This window comes from Acetobacter fallax, from assembly GCF_011516735.1.
GTDB classification, from domain to species: domain Bacteria; phylum Pseudomonadota; class Alphaproteobacteria; order Acetobacterales; family Acetobacteraceae; genus Acetobacter; species Acetobacter fallax.
Genome location: NZ_WOSX01000013.1, coordinates 65,631 through 89,702, shown reverse-complemented (window position 1 = coordinate 89,702; position 24,072 = coordinate 65,631). Strand labels below are relative to the sequence as shown.

General features: G+C 53.9%; 20 protein-coding genes and 1 pseudogene. 9 read left to right on the top strand and 12 right to left on the bottom strand.

The annotated features are described in order from the left end of the window. Nucleotides 1-344 precede the first annotated feature (344 nt). A complete protein-coding gene (locus GOB85_RS08805) occupies nucleotides 345-941 on the top strand; it encodes a thioredoxin domain-containing protein (protein WP_173577122.1) in 597 nt (198 codons plus the stop codon). On the opposite strand, the gene GOB85_RS08800 is transcribed toward GOB85_RS08805, so the two are convergent. The 8 genes from GOB85_RS08800 to putA form a co-directional block, all read right to left on the bottom strand. Beyond that, nucleotides 930-1,442, bottom strand: coding sequence for a c-type cytochrome (locus tag GOB85_RS08800; RefSeq protein ID WP_242011392.1), 513 nt, complete (start codon nucleotides 1,440-1,442; stop codon nucleotides 930-932). The two genes, GOB85_RS08805 and GOB85_RS08800, sit on opposite strands and share 12 nt — an antisense overlap. Continuing rightward, nucleotides 1,420-1,893, bottom strand: coding sequence for a c-type cytochrome (locus tag GOB85_RS08795; RefSeq protein ID WP_173577123.1), 474 nt, complete (start codon nucleotides 1,891-1,893; stop codon nucleotides 1,420-1,422). The genes GOB85_RS08800 and GOB85_RS08795 overlap by 23 nt, the downstream gene beginning before the upstream one ends. After that, nucleotides 1,890-2,480 carry a methylamine dehydrogenase light chain gene (locus GOB85_RS08790; protein WP_173577180.1) on the bottom strand — a complete coding sequence of 197 codons (591 nt, stop codon included), beginning with the start codon at nucleotides 2,478-2,480 and terminating at the stop codon, nucleotides 1,890-1,892. Before GOB85_RS08790 ends, GOB85_RS08795 begins: the two co-directional genes overlap by 4 nt. 13 nt (nucleotides 2,481-2,493) lie before the next feature. After that, nucleotides 2,494-2,721: a hypothetical protein gene (locus tag GOB85_RS19265; protein WP_242011391.1), complete on the bottom strand. Its 228-nt coding sequence runs from the start codon at nucleotides 2,719-2,721 to the stop codon at nucleotides 2,494-2,496. 368 nt (nucleotides 2,722-3,089) lie between these two features. After that, nucleotides 3,090-3,614 (bottom strand): MauE/DoxX family redox-associated membrane protein, encoded by a 525-nt coding sequence (locus GOB85_RS08780; RefSeq protein WP_338421682.1) that lies wholly within the window; start codon nucleotides 3,612-3,614, stop codon nucleotides 3,090-3,092. Further along, nucleotides 3,611-4,804 carry an amine dehydrogenase large subunit gene (locus GOB85_RS08775; protein ID WP_338421683.1) on the bottom strand — a complete coding sequence of 398 codons (1,194 nt, stop codon included), beginning with the start codon at nucleotides 4,802-4,804 and terminating at the stop codon, nucleotides 3,611-3,613. Before GOB85_RS08775 ends, GOB85_RS08780 begins: the two co-directional genes overlap by 4 nt. Nucleotides 4,805-5,023: 219 nt before the next feature. Then, the gene (locus GOB85_RS08770; RefSeq protein WP_173577126.1) at nucleotides 5,024-7,453 is read right to left on the bottom strand and encodes a TonB-dependent receptor; all 2,430 of its coding nucleotides are present in this window, start codon (nucleotides 7,451-7,453) and stop codon (nucleotides 5,024-5,026) included. A 489-nt stretch (nucleotides 7,454-7,942) separates the two neighbouring features. After that, nucleotides 7,943-11,473 (bottom strand): bifunctional proline dehydrogenase/L-glutamate gamma-semialdehyde dehydrogenase PutA, encoded by a 3,531-nt coding sequence (gene putA, locus GOB85_RS08765; protein ID WP_173577182.1) that lies wholly within the window; start codon nucleotides 11,471-11,473, stop codon nucleotides 7,943-7,945. A gap of 182 nt (nucleotides 11,474-11,655) precedes the next feature. On the opposite strand from putA, the pseudogene GOB85_RS08760 reads away from it, so the two are divergent. The 8 genes and pseudogenes from GOB85_RS08760 to GOB85_RS08725 all read left to right on the top strand — a co-directional run. Beyond that, nucleotides 11,656-11,862: pseudogene (locus GOB85_RS08760) on the top strand (winged helix-turn-helix transcriptional regulator); the annotation flags it as partial. A gap of 170 nt (nucleotides 11,863-12,032) precedes the next feature. After that, nucleotides 12,033-12,701, top strand: coding sequence for a glutathione S-transferase family protein (locus tag GOB85_RS08755; protein WP_173577127.1), 669 nt, complete (start codon nucleotides 12,033-12,035; stop codon nucleotides 12,699-12,701). Continuing rightward, on the top strand, nucleotides 12,694-13,824 hold the full coding sequence (locus GOB85_RS08750; RefSeq protein ID WP_242011389.1) for a glycosyltransferase family 4 protein: 1,131 nt from the start codon (nucleotides 12,694-12,696) through the stop codon (nucleotides 13,822-13,824). The genes GOB85_RS08755 and GOB85_RS08750 overlap by 8 nt, the downstream gene beginning before the upstream one ends. A 230-nt stretch (nucleotides 13,825-14,054) precedes the next feature. Continuing rightward, a complete protein-coding gene (locus GOB85_RS08745; protein ID WP_173577129.1) occupies nucleotides 14,055-16,661 on the top strand; it encodes a TonB-dependent receptor plug domain-containing protein in 2,607 nt (868 codons plus the stop codon). A gap of 693 nt (nucleotides 16,662-17,354) precedes the next feature. Next, nucleotides 17,355-18,203, top strand: a complete 849-nt coding sequence (gene panB / locus GOB85_RS08740) for a 3-methyl-2-oxobutanoate hydroxymethyltransferase (RefSeq protein ID WP_173577130.1) — start codon at nucleotides 17,355-17,357, stop codon at nucleotides 18,201-18,203. A gap of 5 nt (nucleotides 18,204-18,208) precedes the next feature. Beyond that, nucleotides 18,209-19,048 carry a pantoate--beta-alanine ligase gene (panC, locus tag GOB85_RS08735; RefSeq protein WP_173577131.1) on the top strand — a complete coding sequence of 280 codons (840 nt, stop codon included), beginning with the start codon at nucleotides 18,209-18,211 and terminating at the stop codon, nucleotides 19,046-19,048. A 318-nt stretch (nucleotides 19,049-19,366) separates the two neighbouring features. Continuing rightward, on the top strand, nucleotides 19,367-19,924 hold the full coding sequence (locus GOB85_RS08730; protein WP_242011388.1) for a VOC family protein: 558 nt from the start codon (nucleotides 19,367-19,369) through the stop codon (nucleotides 19,922-19,924). After that, nucleotides 19,924-20,439: a cupin domain-containing protein gene (locus GOB85_RS08725; RefSeq protein WP_173577132.1), complete on the top strand. Its 516-nt coding sequence runs from the start codon at nucleotides 19,924-19,926 to the stop codon at nucleotides 20,437-20,439. The genes GOB85_RS08730 and GOB85_RS08725 overlap by 1 nt, the downstream gene beginning before the upstream one ends. A gap of 275 nt (nucleotides 20,440-20,714) precedes the next feature. Here GOB85_RS08725 and GOB85_RS08720 read toward each other — a convergent pair whose 3' ends face one another. The 4 genes from GOB85_RS08720 to zwf form a co-directional block, all read right to left on the bottom strand. Further along, the gene (locus tag GOB85_RS08720) at nucleotides 20,715-21,107 is read right to left on the bottom strand and encodes a hypothetical protein (protein WP_173577133.1); all 393 of its coding nucleotides are present in this window, start codon (nucleotides 21,105-21,107) and stop codon (nucleotides 20,715-20,717) included. A gap of 120 nt (nucleotides 21,108-21,227) precedes the next feature. Further along, nucleotides 21,228-21,872, bottom strand: coding sequence for a ubiquinol-cytochrome c reductase iron-sulfur subunit (gene petA, locus GOB85_RS08715; RefSeq protein ID WP_173577134.1), 645 nt, complete (start codon nucleotides 21,870-21,872; stop codon nucleotides 21,228-21,230). Nucleotides 21,873-21,922: 50 nt separating this feature from the next. Next, the gene (locus tag GOB85_RS08710; RefSeq protein WP_173577135.1) at nucleotides 21,923-22,390 is read right to left on the bottom strand and encodes a hypothetical protein; all 468 of its coding nucleotides are present in this window, start codon (nucleotides 22,388-22,390) and stop codon (nucleotides 21,923-21,925) included. Continuing rightward, on the bottom strand, nucleotides 22,390-23,907 hold the full coding sequence (gene zwf, locus GOB85_RS08705; RefSeq protein WP_173577136.1) for a glucose-6-phosphate dehydrogenase: 1,518 nt from the start codon (nucleotides 23,905-23,907) through the stop codon (nucleotides 22,390-22,392). Before zwf ends, GOB85_RS08710 begins: the two co-directional genes overlap by 1 nt. Nucleotides 23,908-24,072: the final 165 nt, after the last annotated feature.

The following is a 24,072-nucleotide window of genomic DNA, read 5'->3' as shown; positions in this document are numbered from 1 at the left end:
ACTGCGCTCGGGTGATTTCAGTCCAGGCCATCTTGATCTCATCAGGTTATCGCAAACCCATGAATCATAACCCGCTGAAATCACTCAACTCATTTTCGGTCAGACACTCAGACAGCAAAAATAACTCACTCACAGGTTCGTCTTTCTACGAAGACCTGTGAATTACCACTTCCGCATCATTTCAACAAATTAATAGATCCTGAACCTAACCATTCACATAAAACTGTAATTCGTGGGACATAAAATCTGCTTTTGTCGGTCGAATGAAATATCATCGACCGCTAGCCATGAATTTGCGATAGTCCGAATTGTGATAATCGGGCAAAAGGAAAGACGGGCCAACCATGACGGAACTGATTGTCGCGCAGGGAACACTCTGGTTGCTTTTGGTAACGGTAGCAATGACGATGCTGCTGTTACTTTGGCGCATTCGCGAGTTTTATCGGCATGTTGCGCCTCTTGGAGCACTTACTCCGGCTCAACCTTCTGTCAGTCATCTGGAAAGGCATACTTTTATCGCATCGGACGGCTCCTGCTGTACCATCGGCGGTATCCGTCCTGATGGGCAACGCCAGCTACTGCTGTTTATATCCGGGACGTGTCCTGTTTCAAAAAAAATGATACCCGTCACACGTAGTTTTTGTGATCGGGAAAATATCAGTCTTATCTTTGTAACTGATGACACTGCAGAAGGCGAACAAAAGCTTGTCAGAACATTGGATATTGATAGTGGTCATCTGATCAATAATACAGAGACAGGACGCATGCTCGCAGTTGATCGTGTGCCGTTTGCCGTGCTTCTGAAGCAGAGCGGAGATGTCGAAGCACGCGGCCTGGTTAACAATCGTGAGCACTTGGAAAGCCTGCTGACCGTCACCGAAACCGGATATGAGTCTATCCAGTCCTTTCTTGCCGCTCACCCGCACGCTTTAGCCTCCTGAAACATTCTTTTCTGTGGATTTAAGGCAGAGCGCACGCGCACGCTGAATTACTGCTATGCGAAGTGTCATGATATCTGTCGTCGCAACCGGCTGGCGGCGCAGTTCGTGAATTTCCTGTACTGAGTATGGCTTTGTTCCAAGCGGGGTGCTTTCTCCCCCCATTCGGAACAGAACCAGATTCAGCACATCCGCGAGTTCCTGATCGTTCCGGATCAATGACATTGAGACGCCGGGAACGCGGGCAAGATAATGACGCCCTTCTTCTGAACAGGCGAACACACCGACGTGGTTACGAAGTTCGGGAACAAAAGTGCGACCAGAGATACCTTCAATGCCGTGACAGCCACCACAATGCGTCAGATAATTCGTTGTCGCGCGGTCCAGTGTTGCGGCCGGAGACGGCGAGACCGTTCCGACCATCATCATAATTGCTACCCGCATAATATGCAGGAGAGTAGCTGATGTCCCTTTTCGCTCTTTACGGAATAGGATGAGTAGCATTCAGGGCGTTCCGCTCTGCAAGGATCTCCTGATTTTTCTTTGGTGCGGCTCGCGCTGCGGCAATGTCGCCAGAACTGATAACCGGCGCAGGTTTTGTATCACCGAGGGATGACAGATAGGTCAGAATAGCAGCAAGTTCATCGTCAGAACGGGCTTTCATGGGCGTCATAAACCCGGCGTACGATGTTCCGCCCGCCGTTATGGGGCCATGCAGACCATTCAGCACCACATCGGCAAGATAAGTCTTTCCTTCCGCAGACGAACCAATTTTATCCACCCTCCCTTTCAGGACAGGAAACTGACCGGGCATACCGGCACCGGCGCTTTGATGGCAGACAGAGCAATTCGCGTTGTAGAGCGCGAGGCCGTCGGTGGCTGCGCTGGTGGATGTTGCAAAAAACGGCGTTGTGCCGGCGAGGGCAGCGAGGAGGAAAGACGCTTTCCTGATCATGTAGCATTCCCAACGATAACAGATGTCGAACAGTTGTAGATTAACGCACCGGTACCAAAGCACCAGATGATGTCATTATTTGCTTGCGGCCGGTAGCTGGGCTGGTCCCCCTCCATTCCGAGACATGGCGGCTGGCTGCATGCGTCCTGACCGCAGCAATCCCGATAGGCCACGAGATAGGAATGACCATCGGCAGGGTTAAAACAAGTACCGATCCAGGATGTCGGCGACGGACTGGTTCCTGGAGGGCAGCTATGCACACCACCACCACAGGACGCACAAAGATATCCATCAATGGCGCAGTATCGCCAGTAATTGCATGCTGTCGGATCGGTGGTCTGTGCCTGTGAGGCAAAAGGGGTTGGTGGTTTAGGCTTACCCCTGGCCTGTATAGCGGGAGATGCGGCAAATGCACGACTCACTGGCAGGGTCGGAATCAGGCTTCCAAATGTCAGCCAGGCACCAGCCCGACCCGCGAAGCTGCGCCGGGAAGAGTGACTTGCCATCTGGCGTGTCAGGTATTCCACCATATGGTCCAGAAGGCCGCTTACGGCCCGGACCGGGCGAACTGCTGCACGCTGTCCCATCAGATCGAACCTGTCAGACTGCGACATGAAGAGCATCCTCCGTTCGGGCCATTTCTGTGGCCGGGGGCAAGGTGGCAACCAGAGCTTCGATTTCCGAACGGGTTCCGGCCAGATCCCGTGCAACGATAACACCTTGCGGATCGAGAATGATCAGAGTGGGCAGGCGGTCAATCTGCATCAGAAGAAGAAGTTCGATGCTGGTCAAAAGCGGTGTGCCATGCAAGCGGGTCTGCTGTGTCATAACTAGGAGAGCTTCGACATTCCCTTCTCCCACAAGAACCAGATCAGCACCCCGCTTCTCTGCCGCAGCCTGAACTACTGGAAATGCCCTTTTGCAAACCGGGCAATCAGCGGACACAAACATCAGAATCGTAAACCGCCCAGAAGGATTAAGGCCGCCCACTGGAAAAGGAGTTCCATCCAGGCAATGGGCAACGATCCGGGGGAGTACCTGCCCTGATCTGAGGCCTGACAGGATCGGCTGCACACCAATTGGTGAGAGCCTTTCATGGAGCACGCCGATCTGTCGCGCCAGCACAAAGACAGAGGCAGCGAGTGCGAGGACACAAACCGTAAGCAAGACCGTTGAGACTGTCAGCACGGCCAGCATCACTCGCGAACTTCGCGGACAGAGAGATGCATCACGGCCAGAGCCAGCAGCAGCAGTGTCATCCCCAGACAGGCACCTTCGATACGCAACAGGATCGACGTAATAGCGTTGCAGAAGCCCGAAAGGGCCACAAGCACAGCCAGCACAATGTTACGCAGAACAGTATACCACGAAATACGAGCATCGGCGCCGGGAAGACAACCACAGTCCAGACCTGTACGACCCCGCAGAACGTTGACTGCCATTGCCCCGGCAAAAAACATAAACATGAACGCAGCTACGATACCGGCGCCAAGCGGATTCATACCTGAAAGCAGCCAGCCTCCAAGAAGGATTTCCACCCCCGTCAAAATACGGGCAGCCGGAAATGCGACGTCGAGAGGCAGCAGGCGCCAGGCGGCGATCCCGGAAGCTGACTGCGCCACATCAGAGACACGAGCAAAACCGTTTCCGAGGAAAAGTGCACCTGTGGCACTCCGTATCAGCATTCCGGCCATCGCCATGAAAGAAACGAACAGACTCACTCTCCGAGGGCCACAGTGAAATAAAGATCCTCGCCAAGATGAGGGATCTGGCGCAGGAATTTTCCGGTGGTGGCGTCCCAGATGCAGAACGCTCCGGCCTTATCCGTTGTAAACATCAATGGTCTGGCATCCTGGGTCACACCCACCATCGTGCTTGGATGTGGCAACCTGATGCGACGAAGAAGTCTGTGTGTATCGACTTCCAGTTCCCACACTTCGGTTCCGGCCTGCTTATGAGTCCAGAATGTCCCCATATGCATCAGAACGAACAGATGACCGGATGCATAGTGCAGAGCAGAAAGCTGCCACCCGCCAGGACGCCAGGTTTTCACGAAAGGCGCCTCCGCAGCGGGAGCCCGTTTCATACCAGCAGCTTCCTGAAGTGACCAGGCGGCCTCGATTTTTGTGTTGGCGGATAATGAGGCCGGATACACAAGCCCGCTATAAGAAATAAACCAGGTCCGGCCATCCGGGCGTCTTGTCGGGCTGTGCTCGAATACGGCATCTTTTTCAGGATCAAAGAAGGGCGTGGTATGTTCTGCGGTGGCGTGGTTGCCGCTGAGCGAAACATTTACCAGACCGCCATCCGCGCAGATCGACGTGAAGCCAGAATTACCCCAGGGATAAGTCAGCGAGCAACCGGGGACATCGACTGTCTGCGCGACTTTGTGGCTGATGCTCTCGACGACGTAGACAGCACTTGTCGGGACCATGGAAAAAACATAAATGTTTTTCCCATCATTACTGATTGAAAGATCGTTTTTCTTCGGCGTGATGAGCGCACGCCCAGGCAGCACTTCATCATTGGTGATTGTCAGGGTCTGAGGATCATACGCAGGCAGAAGATCAGCGCGGTCGCCACGGTTCCCCCGAGACCAGACCGTCTCTGCAACATAGAATGCCTTCCCGCCCGGATCCTGCACGACATTTGCATTATAAGCGGCCTGTACCATGCCCAGGAGCTTACCGGCATCGGCATCCACGACATACACGCGACCATCTTTCGCGTGCTCTCCGACCACATCCTGCACCAGGATACGATGAGAGGTGACTGGAGGAAGACGGATGACGTCACTTTCCTCCTCCTGCAGCACAGGTTCACCAGCAAGCGCCGGATCGGCCACGCTGCCGACCATGAAGGCTGTGGCCAGCATCACTGTCACGAAATAAAACCTCTGCGACAGGCTCACGATACTGCGTTCCTTACCTGATAAAACTGAAGAATGATCCAACATATTCTGATATGAAAAGAGCCTTTTCATGATCACACGTCCTGTCGCGACACAGTCCATCCAGCCTGTATTATGACCGCGAGATCAGCGAACATGGCTAACAATTCATAATACGATATCGGACACATGCGCACCGATAGCAGAGCATCCGGAATTTTACCCGAGACCTCGTGCGGATCAGAATTCGGCACTGACCGTTCCAAAGAACTGACGCACGGCACCCCGTTCCAGAGACTGATAATCACCAGACATCGGATTGCCGTTCTGCCCCATCATTGAGACGTATTTAGAATTAAACAGATTTGAGACATCAAAATGTACAGAAAGGTTCTTTGCGAAACCAACCTGCCCGAAATCATAACGCGCCCCGCTGCTGGCAAGCCAGTATCCAGGAACGGAAGTATCATTGACATAACTGAAGTAGCGCTTCGAATAGTAATGAACATCGAAATGCACCTCAAGCTTTTTCCATCTATAGGATAGGTTCGCTTTATACATAAACTGTGGATAATTGACGATTTTCTTCCCCTTCGTATAGTATATCTGATCCGGGGTGACAATATTTCCACCATATGTTGAATGATTGTAGCTTACACTGTTATAGATCGCGAGACCTTTGACAGGCGTGAGAGTGACAGCAGCATCAACACCATTCATATGGACGGTTGTCGGGACTACGGTTGAGATCGGATCTGTGATCGTACCTTCTGTTGCGGCTTGCAAACGGTTTCGTGCATCAGAATGATATCCTGCGAGGCTGGCCTGGATCAGATTGCTTGTGTAGCGATACCCGACGGCATACACCCAGTCTTTTTCCGGCGAGAGGTTACGCCGCAGATCATTAAAAGCTCCCTGATCCTGAACGGACCATGCAGAATTTCCGACACCATTGGGAAGAACCTGATAAGTCCGCATATTTTCAGCAAGATCGAAATAAAACTCATGATGTTTCATGAAATTCCAGCTTGCGCCCACATGCGGAAGGAAAGCGTCTGAAGCGGTAAGACTGCCATTCGGCAGGGCATCAACGCCGGTGTAGTCTGAATTGTTATAATTCGCGCCACCTGATGCCGTCGAAAGCATCGATTTAAATCCTGCTGTCACCCGCAGATTTGGCAGGGGACGCCATGTATCCTGCAAATGATAGGTAAAATTATTCGTATTCCACTGGAAACCGTAACCCTGCATGAAGGCCGGACCGTAGGTATCGTAAGGGCCGACAGTCTTTAGTGGCGCACCCTGCCCTAATGTCGGCTCGTTATACCAGAACAGACCTGCAGACTGGTTGTTATTCTCATACCAGACACCACTATCGATCGTATGATTGGCAATTTTATACTGTAACCCGGTAGTCGCACCATAACGCTCCTGCCGGGTCTGCCAGACCTCTTCAGAAAACGATGCCTCTGTGTCTGCTGATGGCGTCGCGTAATCAGAATATGTGTAGTAACCAGTCTGGCTCGTGCCGTAGATGGTTGAACGCCAGCGAAGCCTGTCCGTCAGAGCAAGATCGAAGTTCAGGCCGCCCGTCATATCTATTTCGTGCTGACCGGCGTCATAAAGAAACGGCTCGTCGCCATTGGCGATAATGCCGTCGGAAACCGGGAACAAATAACCGCCATTCTGTTCGGCCGTCGCTTCGGCGGTCGCCAGTGCGTAATTCGGATAGAGATGCGGCGTGCGCCAGCCGAGAGTATGGATCATCGCCAGAGACGTATCAGGATAGCCCCACTCCTGAAGATCACTCCAGTTAAAGAAAGCTTTCATGACACTGTCATTGCCGATCGGCTGCACGAGCTTCGCGTCAACCTGCTGCTGGAACTGCCGCCCGTTACCGTTCCACTGTCCTTCATCGTTACGTGCATAGGCGACCATGAATTTAGTACCGGTGCTGTTGAGCTTCCCGCTGTCGATGCGGGCATAGGTACGCCAGGAACTATAACTTCCGAAACTCTGGGAGACCTTTCCACCCAGCTTATCTTTAGGGTCTCCTGTTTCGAACTGCATTGTTCCACCCAGCGTCGAGGTCGAAGGAACCTCAACACCCCCCGGACCTTCAGAGACAATTGTTCGCTCGATATCATCAGGGATAGCTGCCTGCACTATATTCAGACCGTTATTGCTCTCATACGTCTGATCATTAAGAGGGATACCATCCAGCGTCGCGCCAAGCTGATCCTGAAAAAAGCCGCGCACGTAGATGCTCGCACCCCAGAGATCAATCCCCATAGGATCAGTAGAACTGAAACTGACACCAGGAAGACGATCGATCACCTTTAATACCGACGTTCCGGGCATGAACTGTTCAGCGACGGCCCGGGAGACGATGTTATCCGCACCACGGGATACATTCCGCCGGACACTGACACTGACGGCTTCATCCGCTCCGGATCGGAGCGATTTATCAGATACTTTTCTGCCTAATACCCGATCTGAAGCATGGTTTTCGGCGGAGGCCGGCTTCCGGGAGGCAGAGTGAACTGAATGCCCGCGATGTGACGCGGGTATTTGTTCTGAACGGTCAGTCGATGCGGCTGAAGAGATTCCTGATGCAATTAGGCCAGGGAACGTCAGCGCCGAGAAGGACAGGATACGGTGCAGAGACATAATACGCCGGCGCGCGGCAGACGGAGCAGCGGACCTTATTTTTTCTCTCACGCGTCGATCTTCCTCTCTGGGAACTGCTGTATGGGACAATCATAATTTTGCGGAGCCCGGCGGCACTGAAATCCGTCTTCTCCTGCACAGCGACGGATGCCTGCCGGTAACCCGGCCCGCACAGTCATATGGTCAGTCGGATACGCATGGAAGAGCAATTCATTATAAGAATGATATGAAGACCGGATGAGTGCGGCAATAGTTTTGTTAATGAACGACGGACCCGTGAAAAGATTATAGGGATGGAATGTGATATTCCGGATACAAGACAGTTGACACACCCTCAATGCATTTTTTGACCTTATCCGCACTCCGGAACCTGGATAAAAACTTTCAGGTCAAACCACTAAACTGGTGGAATCCACCGCATCCTCTCCATCCGGCACAGCCAGTCACGACAAACACCCATACGACGTTGCAACAACGTCTCCGCGTTTGTCACAGCGTCATCAGAGCAACATTTCCGCCCGCTGCCGTCGTGTTGGTACTGACGACCCGCTCCAGGACAAGGCATTCCAACCGATAACGTCCATCGGCAGAAGGTGTATGCAGCCCTATGATTTGCCCGGGTCTTTCTGCCAGTTGTCGCAGAAAGACCAGACGCTCCGCAGCATTACCTGCGATGAGAACTGCGTCAAAAACCGTTCCACTCCGACTTTCCATGATGATATCGACCAGTTCAGGAGGCAGATGTCCGAGTTGTGCCAGCAGGACGGAAGGTACCGCAACGTAATTGCCGGTTGCGAGTGCCGCATCAATCTGGCCGGGAAGGTCATTCATAGTCGGGCCAGCACACAGCACGGTGCCGCGAGGGAGAATATCGTAGATATTTTCCTCACCCACGGGACCGGGAAGCCGGAGAGAAACACCAGCAGGTGTTACCGTATGCGGCAGCCCTCCCAACGCCCTGTCGTAGCGCCACTCCCGGAATCTGCGGGCAGCAACCGGGACAGAGCCCACGAGTTCAGCCTTAAGTGGAGGAGCAACCCGGAGCAGGCGACGCAGATAGAGCGCGCCACCGGCTTTCGGACCAGTACCAGAGAGGCCACGCCCGCCGAACGGTTGTACGCCGACGACAGCACCGATCAGGCTTCTATTAACATAAACATTTCCGGCATGAGACCGACTGGTCGCTTCTGCTGCCATTGCATCGATCCGGGTATGGATGCCGAATGTGAGAGCATAACCAGTGGCATTCACTGCGTCGATGACGGGTAGCATGGCATCACGCTCAAAACGGAGCACATGGAGCACGGGACCGAAAACCTCCCGCTCAAGTGAAAAAACATTGTCAATTTCGATCAATGTTGGCGGGACGAAATAACCGTTCCCACATTCATCTGATACCGGCGCCTGATGCACACGGTGACCGCGATGACGCATAGCCTCGATATAGTAGAGAATTCCAGCCTGTGCTTCCGCGCTGATCAGAGGGCCGACATCGGTATTCAACCCGTCCGGACGCCCGGTTCTCAGCTCTGACATAGCGCCTTTAAGCATAGTCAGCACATGATCTGCGCACTCTTCCTGGAGACAGAGAAGCCGTAACGCGCTGCATCGCTGCCCGGCACTGTCGAACGCCGAAGCCAGCACGTCGGCGACCACCTGTTCAGCCAGAGCTGAACTGTCGACAATAAGCGCGTTCTGCCCTCCCGTTTCCGCAATCAGGGGCACAGGCGCGTCATCAGGATTCAAACGGCGAGCAAGCTGCCCGCGAATGGAACGCGCCACATCAGTCGAACCGGTGAAGACAACCCCACGTATACGGGTATCGGCTACGAGACTTGCACCGGTTTCTCCCGAACCGGGGACGAACTGAATGACCGCAGGCGGAATACCGGCGGCGAGGAGGAGCTTTACTGCTTCGCGCGCGATCAGCGGCGTTTCTTCAGCGGGTTTGGCAAGCACGGTATTGCCTGCCGCAAGCGCCGCTGAAATCTGCCCGACAAAGATCGCCAAAGGAAAATTCCAGGGGCTTATGCAGACGACCGGACCGAGAGGCTTATGGATTGTGTTGTCGAAGTCATCACGCACCTGCGCGCCGTAATAACGGAGAAAATCGACGGCTTCGCGGATTTCACCAACCGCATTAGCGAGGGATTTTCCAGCTTCACGCACAATAAGGCTGATCAGACGCGGGGTTTCCGCCTCAAGCAGATCAGATGCCCGAAACAATATTTCAGCGCGCTTAGCGGGCAATGTCACACACCAGGAGGGGAAAGCCGAGACAGCGGCGGCGATGGCCGCATCTGCCTGGTTGGATGAGGCGAGGGCAACGTGCCCGACGATATCCCTCAGATCCGCCGGATTACGAATAGTTTCGCCTCCGGAATCAGGATCAACCGGCAACGTCGGAAGCGTGACACCGAGCTCGCGCAGGACGTTTTCATCCGTGAGATCGAGGCCTGCCGAGTTGGCACGCTGCGGCTGGAACAGATCCGGCGGCAGCGTAATATCGACAGAAGAGGTTTCAGATGAGACTGCCTGCGCAGGGTCAGCAATCAGGTCATCAATGGTGACGCCATGATCCTGTATCTGGTTGACGAAAGAGGAGTTGGCGCCGTTTTCCAGCAGACGCCGGACAAGGTAAGCGAGAAGCGTTTCATGCGTACCAACCGGAGCGTACACACGGACAGGACGGTTGAGTTTATCAGGACCGACGACTTCCTTATACAGGCTCTCACCCATGCCATGCAGACACTGGAATTCGTACCGCGTGTCAGAGAAATCCTGCCCGGCGATGCCACAGATACTGGCAAGTGTCTGAGCGTTATGCGTTGCAAACTGCGGAAAGACCGCGTCCGGCGCGGCAAGGAGCTTGCGTGCGCAGGCGATATAAGAAACGTCCGTGTGGACCTTTCTGGTGAAGACGGGAAACTGACTCATCCCCTCCATCTGCGCGCGCTTGATTTCGGTATCCCAGTAAGCGCCTTTTACAAGGCGAACCATGAGACGGCGGTCGTTGCGACGAGCAAGGTCGATGATCAGATCGAGAACAAACGGCGCACGTTTCTGATAGGCCTGCACGACGAAACCCAGACCATCCCAATTCGTGAGGTGCGGGCTGGATACCATGGCCTCCAGAAGATCGAGCGATAACTCCAGTCTGTCAGCTTCCTCGGCATCGACGTTGAAGCCGATATCATAGTGTGCGGCCAGAGCTGCCAGCGATATGACTGCTGGCAGCAGTTCCGCCATCACGCGGTCGCGCTGCAAGCGCGAATAGCGTGGGTGAAGGGCGGATAGCTTTACGGAAATACCGGGACCGCGATACACGCCCTGCCCGTTCGAAGCCTTTCCAATGGCATGAATAGCCTGCTCGTAATCCTGATAATACCGTTTTGCATCCACTGCGGTTGTTGCCGCTTCACCGAGCATATCATAAGAATATCGAAAGCCTTTTGCATTAAAGGAACGACTGTTCTTCAATGCTTCCTCGATTGTCTGGCCAGTAACGAACTGCTCGCCCATCATCCGTATCGCGAGGTCTATGCCGCCTCGAATTACCGGCTCTCCGCAGCGGGAAAGAAGTTGCGCAAGCACACCATTCAACCCGCGGCGTTCAGGGGCTGTAAGTATTTTGTCAGAAATAGTCAGCCCCCAGGTGGCGGCGTTCACAAAAAGGGATGATCCGACGCCGAGATGGCCTTGCCAGTTTCTGCCTGACAGCTTGTCGCGGATCAGCGCATCACGCGTGGCAGTATCGGGAATCCGCAGAAGGGCTTCTGCGAGGCACATCAGCGCAACACCCTCTTTTGTCGAGAGATCATATTCCTGCACAAGCCTCTGCACGATCCCGGCGGGCTTCGCACGACGAAGAGCCTGAACGAGATTCCGCGCCGTTTCTTTTACCTGAGCAGCCATTTCCGGCGAGAGAGTCGCTTCCTTCATCAGTGCTGCGACGCGAGGCGGCTCCAGACAACGGGTATGATCAGTAATGGCGCAGCGCAGAACGAGACGGAACGGCATTACGGAGGTTATCAAAAAAAGCTGTCATCAGGATAACTCGCACGGAGTAACATTGCACTGTGATAGAGCATCTGTTTCTGAATTACCTTCGAAAGATCGGTTCACTGGCCGGATTTAATGTTTATGGATAAACCTGATCGAAAAATACTGTAGATTCTGCAATGTGAAAGACGAATGTTGAACTCGCCCGAACAATTCATCTCAGCCCGGCCGCGACACTCGAACGCATTCGCCGTCTGGAGCAAGCAGGCACAATCCGGGGTTATCTGGCCCACCTCAATCCGGATGCTTTACAACCTGGCCTTCTGGTTTTTGTGGAAATCAGCCTGGACCGGACAGAAGATGATCTGTCCAAACGGTTTTCGTCGGATCCGGCACTACCTGTGTAAAAGATCACGCCGAAGCACGTAAACCAAAGGGATCGAGAGCCTTTTTAGACTTTCAGGGAAGGTCCGGTTGTTATGAATGGTCCTGAATGCGCGACGGCCTCACGGGTGGCATTGGGCAACTTCACGAATTCCGGTTATAATTACAGCCATTGCCTTGTATGGAGACAGAAATGGCTGACGGACGGCTTGTTATCGGAACCAGACGCTATTCGTCATGGTCTCTGCGCGGCTGGCTTTGTGTGCAGCTGGCGGGGCTGGATGTTGTCGAAGAAATAGTCCCTCTGGCTCAGGAAGACACGACGACGCGAATTGCGACGCTCTCACCCAGCGGGAAAGTGCCTTATCTTGAGCACTGGCGTGTTCAGGTGTGGGATAGTCTGGCGATTGCCGAATACTGCGCGGAGATTGAGCCCTCTCTCTGGCCGTCAGACCCTGTCGCCCGGGGATTTGCACGTTCAGTTTCGGCGGAGATGCATTCGGGATTTCAGGCGCTGCGCCAGTCCATGCCGATGAATCTCGGCCGCGAAAACCGGCCGCTCGCCAGCGTCGTATCCGAATCCGTTGCTCGGGATATTGCCCGGATCGACGCGTTATGGACTGAGGCACGGGACCGCTTCGGGGCGCATGGACCGTATCTGTTCGGAGCAACATTTGGTAATGCGGATGCGATGTTTGCACCGGTTGTATCGAGATTTCTGAGCTATGGTATTGTGCTTTCCCCAAAGGCACGACGATATGCGGAGGCTGTTCGGGCTCATCCGCTTCTTGCCGAATGGTACAGAGATGCGGCGACTGAGCCGAAGGCGTGGATTGCGGCACGATACGAGTCCGTTGACTGAGCATTCAAACGGGCCAGCGGTCACAGTTCTTCCTCCACGGGAACGTTTTGCGCCAGGAGAGGCGGGAGCCATTGCGTTGCTGGTGCATCGTCTTGCCGAACCCGGTGAAATTGTCGTTGGCCCGCCGACACGGCGACCTCCCTTTTCTGATGTCCGTTTCGTGTCGGCTGGAAATGATGGCCTTCTGACGACCCGCTGGCCGAGGGGAGTTTTCTGGCCACCCTTCGGACTGCGTTTCGGGCCGCTGCGTTATGCCGCCGCAGTTGCAGGACGGATTGCCTCTCTCCGGCCTTCCATGATTGAAATTCACAACCGACCTGAACTGGCCATCGCACTTCGGGCCTGGTTTCCAACGATTCCAATGCGCCTTGTGCTACACAATGATCCGCAGGGGATGCGTCGGGTGCGAATACCAGGCGAGAGGGAGACACTGGCACAGAGACTTGCGGTTGTCTGTGTTTCGGACTGGGTTAGTGACCGTTACTGCGAAGGAACAAAATTGCGCCCGTCGGATCTGTTCATTCTTCCGAATTGCCTTGATCTGTCTGCCCTCCCCTCCCCTCTGCCGGTGGATGAACGCCAGCCGGTGATTCTGTTCGCGGGCCGAATTGTCGCTGACAAGGGGGCGGATGCCTTTGTTACAGCCTGTGCGGAGGTTCTTCCTGAGTTGCCAGGCTGGCGGGCGGAGATGATCGGGGCCGATCGTTTCGGAGACGACTCCCCTGAGACGCCGTTTCTGGCAGCACTACGTCCGCGCGCCCTGACGGCGGGGATTACAATGACGGGCTACCAGCCTCATGAAGCTGTGATGATGGCGATGAACCGGGCAGCGATGATGGTTGTGCCCAGTCGCTGGCCGGAGCCGTTTGGTCTGACTGCCCTGGAAGCAATGGCCTGCGGGGCGGCGCTTATTGCATCCCCTCGTGGTGCGCTGCCGTCATTGGTCGGGGATGCCGGGATTCTGGCTGATCCCGACCGAAAGTCGGATCTGGCCGGAGCAATCCGACAGATGGCGATGGATGCTGACCTGCGAGAGCATTACCGAGATCTCGGACGACGGCGGGCCATGATGTTTGATGTTGGTTCAGCACGGGCCAGACGACGAATGGCACCCGCTTTCTGATCGTCTTACATGGCAATGCCATTGCGTCATGGAGTTCGCACGGACTTTCAGAATCAAAAAAGATCCCTGAGGGTAGCCTGTCATCCTGCGTCATCACCGTGTCACCAAAAAGCAACACTCACCACGCAAGACGATACACAATCGCAATTTTCCTATTGCGTAATGAGCAGGCTCCGTATTCGTTAGGCTCATCAGGTTTCAAAAAGACCACATGAGGGCCACACCGGATCATGACGTCACGCCGCAGACTTTTCACTGCAACAATTCTCGCCGTTCCCATGCTGGGAGCATCTGTTGCGGCGCAGGCCGCTTCTGCGGAGAAGGCGACCTCCGTTCATGCACGGACACATAAATCCACCCCCGCCAGTAGAGTGCCGGCCCGGTCTTCGCGAAATGCGACAACGGCTAAGCACGCGGCGACGCCTGCCTCTCCGCATACACGACCCACGAATTATGCTTCTGACGCGAATGAGGCGGTCATTGTAACGGGAACACATAGCACAAACCGTAAGGCCCGGCAGAGCATCAGTCCGGTCACGGTTGTCTCGTCCGCTGTTCTGCAGCGTTCGGGTATGATGAACCTCGCCGATGCACTGACGCGCACCTATGCGTCGATCAACGTAGAGACGATGGGTGCAGATGCGGCGGCTCTGGTGTCGTCAATTCACATGCGGGGTCTGACATCCAACCAGGTTCTGGTCCTGGTAGATGGCAAACGCCGTCACACCACGGCCAACATCACGGCTGATGCCGGCCCGAACTTCGGCGCAACCGGCGTTGATCTCAATATGCTGCCCGCGAACATGATTGATCATATCGAGGTGCTGGAAGACGGTGCCGCAGCGATGTATGGATCGGACGCGATTGCCGGTGTGGTCAACATCATCACCAAAAAGACCAATCACGGCGTCAATGTAAGCGCCCAGACGGGTGCAAATGCCTACAACGGCGATGGCTGGCAGTATCAGTTCAATGCGGATGGTGGCACCAAACTGGGTGATGACGGATACCTCCATGTCTATGGCCAGATGTATCATACGGATCATTTCGTGCCGAAGAATGTTCGCGATCATCGGCTGATCGGCAGCCAGCCAGCCGATGCGAGTGCCACAAGCTACACCAGTTCGACGGCGTCGATTCCGAGCACATCCAACCATATTATGAGCACCCCGGAAGAGACGCGCGAGAACTTCGGTCTCGACTGGGGTAAGCCGCTCAATGACGATGTGATGTTCTACGGCAACATTACCTATGCTCATCGTCATTCTGAAGCTTATGAAAACTATCGCGTGCCGAATGTCGGTGGTGGTGTCGCTGAATCTTACTATCCTTACGGTTTCTCCCCGCTTGAGACGATTGAGGAAAATGACTACGCCGCGACAGTTGGTGCCAAAGGCGACAACTTCATGGGCTTTCAGTGGGACGCATCCTCAACCTACGGTGCGGATTACGATAAAGTCGGCAACAAGAACACCATTAACACCGGCATGCTGCAGTCAACCTGTTCGACGGACGCATCAAGTAGCTATTACTCTTCCGCAGGATGTGGATCGAGCCCGACGCAGGCTCGGGCAGAGAGCTACAACATGGCTCAATGGACGAATAATATCGACTTTCGGCGGCCTTTCAATATCGGTCATGTCGTGCCAATGACGCTGGCTTTCGGTGCGGAACAACGCATGGAATCCTATCAGATCTGGGCCGGCAATCCGACATCCTACGCACTTGGTGGCACACAGGGTTATGCGGGTCTGGCGCCACAGAATGCAGGCAAGTGGTATCGTGATATCTGGGCCTGGTATATGGATGGAGACTTCCATTTCACGAAGAAATGGGAAGTCGATTTCGCGGGACGCTTCGAGCATTACACCGATGTGGGCAATACCGAGAACGGCAAGATCTCTACGCGTTACGACATCACGAAACGGATTGCCCTTCGCGGGACGATCAGCACGGGATTCCGCGCTCCGACACTGGCTGAAGAACACTTCAGCGCGATGAACGTTTCACCTACGGGTGCGTCCGGCATGTTGTCTGCAGCGTCTCAGGGCGGACTGAAGCCTGAGCGTTCAACCAGCGAATCGGGCGGTATCGTGGTCGAACCGATAAACGGGTTGCATGTCGAGGCCGACGTTTATCAAATCAATATTCGTGACCGCATTGTTCAGGGAGCGCAAATTCAAGGTGCGGCAGCGATCGCCGCCATTGAGAACATGGGCTTCAGCCTTCCCGCCAATTCCTATACCGATAGCAACATTCAGGCTTACTCCCTGACGAACGGCGCCAGCACGCGGACACAGGGCGTGGATATCAAAGCTGATTACACTTTTCATCTGCATCAGTATGGCAATCTTCTGCTAAGCATGCAGATCAGCCTCAATCGAACCCGGCTGCACCACAACGGGATCGGTGCTAACGGCCCATTGCTGAATGCTGAAAATATCGGATACATCACGACGGCTTATCCACGCAGCAAGATTATTCTGAATGCTTACTACACGTATCGGAACTGGGATTTCAATATTCGCCAGACCCGGTATGGCCAGACCACGAACATGCTGCAGTATGAGGACTGGGCGCCCACAGCTCTTCAGTACAGTCTGAAACAGTTCTACAAGTTCAATAACTCCCCACACTGGCTGACGGATATTGAGGTCGGTTATCGTTTCAACAAGACGTGGCATCTTGCTGTGGGTGTTAACAACATCTTCAATGTTCGCCCGCGTCGTGTGAACGAAATTGCAAACTACCTTGGAGCTGAGATTTATGACGAAGCGTCATCTCAAATTCCGATGACCGGCGGTTACTACTACGGACGTATCAATGCTTCGTTCTGACGAGAAAGATCTTACTTTTTCGTCTCGGGAACAGAAAGCAGGCTTTGGCCTGCTTTTTTGTTGTCTGTTTTTACCTTACATTTTCCTGTGTGGGATGCGTTCCGTTTCCATGATGTAGACTGATATTTTACCGGATTGCCGACGTGGTACGGCAGTACACTTTTGTCTTTTCTCTCCATATTTTGAAATTACTATCTGACTGACATGTCATTAACCATGGTTTTTCTTTACAATTCTGCCTGCACCTTTCTTATACATGGTTTTCATAACTATCTTCCATAATTTCAGCAGATATTCATTTATAATTACCATTTATACCTGTGCGATCGTATTGATATCAGAAGTCGAGCCTTCAAACCCGGAGGAGGGACGATTACTGTTCACGGAATTACTCCAGGTTGTCGCGAGATGTACGATTTGGTCTGCAGCTCTGGCGGAATCTGTTAACTGGAAAATCAGTCAGATGCTTACGCTGGAATATCACGAACCAGATCCGGATCAGGAAAGTCGCGCGCAACTAACTGCGGCCATAGTCTCTGACAGCTTTACAGGTCACGTTAAGCATCATGCCCGGAACAAGTCCGGACTTTATCCGGACAACCCTCCCAAACATGGAAGCTGAGTTGCCGTGCGGACTTGAGTGAGTCACAACAGCGACCACGGTTTAAAACAGAATAACCGACGGAGACGAGTGTGCGGAACACAATTGCAAACGTGCAGAAGATGAAGCAGCAGGGTGAGCGCATTGCCATGTTGACGGCTTATGATTGTGCCTCCGCGCTGATCGCCGAGCGCGCCGGGGTTCCAATGCTTCTGGTTGGAGACTCTCTGGGGATGGTGATGCTTGGATATGACACTACCTTACCTGTGACGCTGGATGACATGGTACGCCACTCCAGTGCGGTCATGCGCGTCAGTCAGCAGGCACTCGTGGTCGGAGACCTGCCCTTCATGAGTTACGCGACTGTAGAGGATGCTGTCACTTCCGCAAGACGACTAATGCAGGAAGGCGGCGTACAGGCAGTCAAACTGGAGGGTGGAAGCGCAATTGTCCCGCAGATCAGGCGACTGGTAGAATCTGGTGTGCCAGTAATGGGACACCTTGGTCTGACGCCGCAGTCACAACATCAGATCGGATTACGGGTGCAGGCAAAACGAGCAGTGGAAGCACGCCGACTGCTGGAGGATGCACTGGCGCTGGAAGCTGCGGGCACATTTGCTCTGGCTCTGGAGGTCGTCCCAGCGTCACTGGCCGAGGTTGTATCGAAACGGGTCAGTATTCCGGTGATCGGGATTGGTGCCGGCGCAGGCTGCGACGGACAGGTGCAGGTCTGGCACGATCTGCTGGGGCTATTCGACAGAAAGACACCGCGCCACGCCAAGCGTTATGCCGAAATAGGAACTGCGATGGAAAAAGCAGTGCGCACTTATGTTGAGGATGTACAGAGAGGCGCATTTCCCACGGCTGCACAGAGTGCGATAATGGACGAAACTGAGCTTAAAGCTGCGCTGGATGCGATCGACGCAGGAAATCGGAACTGAAGCACATGCAGGTTTTTTCAACAATATCGGCCGTTCGGGCAGCACGACCCCGGATTGGAACACTGGGATTTGTTCCGACGATGGGATTTCTGCATGACGGTCATCTCAGTCTCGTCAGACGTGCAGTCACAGAGTGCGATAATGTCGCAGTCAGCATTTTTGTAAATCCGACACAGTTTTGTCCTGGCGAGGATTTCTCGCGTTATCCGCGCAATATGGAGCATGATCTCGCACTTCTTCGCGAGGCTGGCGTCACGTTTGTTTTTACGCCAGAACCGGCCGAGATGTATCCCCCTAGGTTTGCAACAAGCATTGATGTTGGCGCTGTTGCTCATCCACTGGAAGGCGCTGTTCGACCCGGGCATTTTTCTGGTGTGGCAACTATTGTGTGCAAATTATTCAATATTGTGCAACCTGCACGAGCGTATTTCGGACAGAAAGACGCACAGCAATGTGCTGTCATCCGGCAACTGGTGGCCGATCTGAATCTGCCGATTGAGATTGTTACCGGCGAGATAATCAGAAATTCGGAGGGACTCGCGCTTTCAAGCAGGAATAGCTATCTGAGTGAAGCAGATCGAACACGGGCAACAGTTCTTCATGCGGCACTGCAGGCAGCAAGGACACAGGTAGAAGCCGGAGAGCGCAATGTTGACGTTCTTAAAACTGTAATCAGAGACATTCTGACACGAGAACCTGATTTTCTGGTTGATTATATCAGTATTGCTGATCCTGACAGCCTGCATGAACTGAGCCGAATAGAGCATAAGTCGCTGGCTTCACTTGCGGTCCGCGTAGGGCCGACGCGACTGCTGGATAACGTGATATTACAACCAGTCCTATAAAACCCCGAATGTTCTTACTGTGGTAGTGTTTCCTGCAACCGCAGATCTGTTTGTTCACTTACTGGCAGTAACCATAAAGCACCCATTTTTATTGAAATCGATGATGAATTGATACTATTACAATTCTCATCGGCACAGCATCGTAGCATTAAAATCGAATGTATTTGCTTTTAGTTTTAGTCGTTTTTCCCACTAATCCCCCACGTTTTATCATATCACTTCCGTTTTTTGTGTACGGGATAATAGTACGCTCCATTCACCTGCAAGGAACTCATCTGATGTGGAGGTGTTAAATCTTCTGAAAGGGAGGGCACTGCCTTGACGACAAAAATTCCGGAAGACCACTCAGGTCTGCCGCGTGGGATCGATCATGTCGGTGTCACGGTTCCAGACATCAATGAAGCCGTTCATTTTCTTGAACGAGCTTTTGGTGCAGTTCCACTTTACCGCAATGTTACGCCGGATCATGCTCAGAAGGGACCTGAATCCGAGACAATTCTTGGCCTCGCAGCCGGAACGATTGTCCGCGAGGTGTGCATGATGGCGCTCGGATATGGACCAGGAATTGAGTTATTCGAAATGCATGGGCCCGACCAGTGTCCGGCATCACGCCCCTGTGACTTTGGGCTGCAGCATTTTGCAGTTTATGTCGATGACATCGAAGAAGGATGTAAACGCTTCATTCGGGCGGGCGGAACACTGCTGACTGAGCCTCAAAAGCAGCCTTTTCTGGAAGAAGGTCCCGGCAATCTGTTCTGCTACGGTCGCTCTCCCTGGGGCATGATTGTCGAGTTGCTCGCGACACCGAGCCGTGGGCGTTTTGACGCTGTTTCACCTGAAAGACGGTACGAACCACCGTTACGGCAGGCTTCGTAATGCGTATTTCTTTTTTTCTCGCTGTTGTATGTATTCTGGGTTTTACCAGAATCGCTCATGCAGACAGCCCATTACCGCGTCCGACAATGTGGTATTGGCATAACTGGACTGACCATGAAGGCGTCAGTCATATGACCCGGTGTCCTGTTCGCAATTTTGATCTCAAGACGATGTCGAAACCGGCTGGGCCACAGTGGCAGGATCGATTGAGGGAAGGACAGTCTCAGGTGATCTTTACGGTTCAGCCAGCACACTGGGACGGGTCCTGGCACCCGGACCCGAAAGTGCAATGGATCATTCCGCTGAAGGGTTCATGGTACGTTACAGCAATGGACGGGAAAAAAGTGGTTATGGGACCGGGCGAAGTGTCACTCGGCGAAGATCAGATGAGCCGCAGAGATACTCAGGGACATATCGGGCATTTCGCCGGAAATGTCGGCGACGACCCGGTTGAATTGTTTGTTATTCAAACAGATGAAATTCCAACAGTCGGACAGCCCTGTCGATTTAAATAACCTGCATTATATATCCTGCGGCAGGGCAAAGAAAAAAGAGGAGCATCTCTTCCAATTCATTACCATCTTTATGTCTGAAGACAATTATTGCACCAGAAGTTAGTATTTAATCAGTCATAGCTTTGCATTGAAACCGAATAAATGTCTCCGACAACGATTATCTGAATCACAGAACTGGTGTTCAGTGTAATGGCGTGAATTAAACTCTCTGCTGGAAATCGGCTCCTGCCGCAGCAACATCAGTTATTCCGGTCAGGCTTCTTTTGCAGTTCACCTCAGAAGCGCGATAATGGCAGTTCAAAATGATGATCAGGTTTGTCACCGACCATTTTCAGAACACCAAAATTCTCTGAAGTCATAGTAAACGTGACGGTCACTTTGGTATCTTTTGCTTCCCAGGTGTTGTCTATGGTGTGACTCAGCGCAAAATCAGCCTGACCGCTTTTCTGCAAATTCTGCGGAAGATGTATGAGCAGACGGCTTGCCGGACCCGCAGCGCGATTAGCAGCGATGACAACCGGCGGCATGCCCATGGATGTCCATGTTCCCGCAATGGCGGGAGCAGAGTAAATCGTTTCCTTACCAGCCGGGATATCAGCCGCTGCCACAGGCAATGTGCAGAAGCTGGCAAGTGTGAGGAGCAGGGCAGCAAAGAGGGTCTTACGCATGGGAATATCCTTAACCGGTGGGTTGGCCGTTGTCAGCGTGACAGGTCCATGTTTCGCCCCGATAATGGCCTGTCTGATGTGCCGCACCCGGGCGATACCGTCCAGACCGCAAGACGAGGTTCAGATCTGCACGATACTGTCAAAGTCGAACGACTGCCCGGCCGGGCTCTCGCCAATACGAACACGCGTTGCCGAAAGCATGCGGTGCGGCGGAACAGGCAGATTGTAAGGTGCCGGCACGCCCGCGAAAACACGGCCAGCGAGATCGAATTTTGATCCGTGGCACGGGCAGGCATAGCCACGTTGACCGGGATCAGCATTGCCAGAGCCATAGGTCGGGACACAGCCGAGATGCGTGCAGACGCCAACAAGAAGTCCGTAGTCAGGGACCAGTGAACGATGCCAGTTTACTGCGTAAGGTGGCTGCTGAAGGATCTTTGACTCGGGATCGCGCAGTTTTGCCTGCAATCCGGGTGATTTCAGACGTTCAAGAGATTCCGGTGTACGACGGGTAATGAATATCGGATTTGCTCGCCAGACGACGACGATCTGCTGACCGGGGGCAAGAGCGGAGAGATCGACATCCACAGGAGCATGCGCGGCTGCATTTTCTGGCGGGATCAGGCTGTCAAGAAACGGCCACGCAACACCACAGGCTCCCACTATCACCGTCGCACTGGTGACAAGGGTGAGAATATCCCGACGTTGCGGATTGGCGGGGCCGTCTTCAGTGGACGCGCTGGTACTGGATGAAGAGCCGGTCATGTCTGCTCTGCTAGCGTCACAGCCCCTTTCCGGCAAGAGCCAAAGCGTTGTCAGGGGATCGGATGGAACGTACCGGACGAGCCCTGATCTGTTTCGACGCGCTGCGCGGGACGATCGACTCTGAGCGTAAACAGCTTTGGCAGTGACAGGTCAGGCTTAGGGCATGTTCCGGAATGTTTTTCCATTACGTCGATCATGGTCGCGGATGGAGGAGAATTGCCGTTAACGACGAAGAGCAGGCAGTCTGGCCGGTCTCCGGTCATGCCGTTTCGGGTAACAGTCAGCCTCAGATGCTGCACAAGCGCCGTATCATCGAACCAGCTCGTTGGTTTGAACGTATATTGATCGACGAGCCTGTCCATCAACCCCGATTTCGCCAGGATAATCATGAGCACCGTGAGCGGCAGAACGAGGATCAGCCGCCTCATAACGTGCTGCCGCAATGTCCGGCCTTTGAAGGGACCGCTGCTAAAACGGCGGGGCGCGTTAGTGTCTCCGGGTGTTCCTGGAGTTGCCATCAGGCTTTTTCCTTCCATACGAAACCGTCATCCCGGAGCAGATTATCGGACGAGGCGGGCCCTCGGCTTCCGGCGGGATAGGTTTCCATCGGGCGGGCATTTTCTGCCCAGCCGTTGAGAATGGGTTCGATCCAGCACCAGGAGGCCTGCACCTCGTCGCGACGAATGAACAGAACCTGATCACCTCTCACGACAGCCATCAGCAGATCCTCGTAGGAGTCCGGGTAACGTGTTCCGAACGCCTTTATATACGACACATCCAGACTGGCTTCACGCAAACGGAAACCTTCAGCAAGAGGATCCTTACCTGACAGGGAGAGTGACATTCCCTCATCCGGCTGGATCCGGAGCACGAGCCGACTGGGTTCGGGAGAATCAACAAAGATCGCCCAGGGCTGGGGACGAAACTCAATGACAACTTCGGTTTCCTTATGTGCCATTCGTTTACCTGTCCTCAGATAAAACGGTACACCGGCCCATCGGGTGGTACGGACCTCCGCCCGGATAGCGAGGAAAGTCTCGGTATTGCTCATATCTGCGCCGAGATCCGTCAGGTACCCATCAACGGCTTTGCCGTCTATCTCGCCTGCCGTATATTGAGCACGCACCGTGTCGCATGCGATGGCCTCTGTATCCATGGGCTTCAGAGCTCTCAGAATTTTCAGCTTTTCATCGCGCAGGTCCATGGCGGAAAGGGCAGTGGGCGGCTCCATGGCCACGAGGCTGAGCACCTGCAGCAGATGGTTCTGTACCATATCGCGAAGCGCGCCGGCCGTGTCGTAGTAAGGACCGCGCTTGCCGACACCGACTGTTTCAGCAGCGGTAATCTGGACATGCGCAATGGAATCAGCATTCCAGACCCGTTCGAGGATCGGGTTTGCGAACCGCAATGCGAGAATATTCTGTACCGTCTGCTTACCGAGATAATGATCAATCCGGAAAATCTGTTCCTCGTTAAAATGCCGCCCTACGCCGTCGTTGATGGCTTTGGCTGACGCGAGATCGGTACCGATCGGTTTTTCCAGCACAATACGGGTCACGTCCGTGATCAGGCTGTGATCTGCAATCGCATCAGCCGTTGCAACGTAGAGTTTCGGCGCTGTCGCTACATAAAACACCCGAACGCGGGCCGCGTATGTAGCGAGAAGCGTTTCAAGCGGACTCCAGTCGGCAGCCGTGTTACTGGCGTCCAGTGAGACATAATGAACGAGTTCAAGGAACTCTCTGACAGCTTTTTCGTCCTGAGGCGCTGAGGTAGCGAACTCTTTCAGGGCGGCTTCGGCTCGCTGCCGATAGGTTTCGGTCGAAAGGTCAGAACGGGCCACACCGATGATTTTTGAATCGGCGGCAATCTGTTTCAGCCGGAAGCGCTCATAAAAAGCCGGAAGTAACTTGCGCATCGTGAGATCGCCAGTCGCGCCGACGATTACGAAGTCAAACGATGCCGGCTGCGATTCGTCCGGCCTGCTGTCGGTCGCGGCATGCACAGTTCTTGCTTTACCGGCGTTTTCAGCCATCTGCGGTTTCCCTTCTGGGTGAAATTACCTGGGACCAGGCATTGCCTCGCGGCTGCGGCATCACGCGTCGCATATCCGGGTAAGATGCGGCAAGAGCGGGCTGTGAGTTTGCGGTCATCTCAAAAACGGAACCACCCCGGTGAGGTTCCATTGCGTACGGATCGA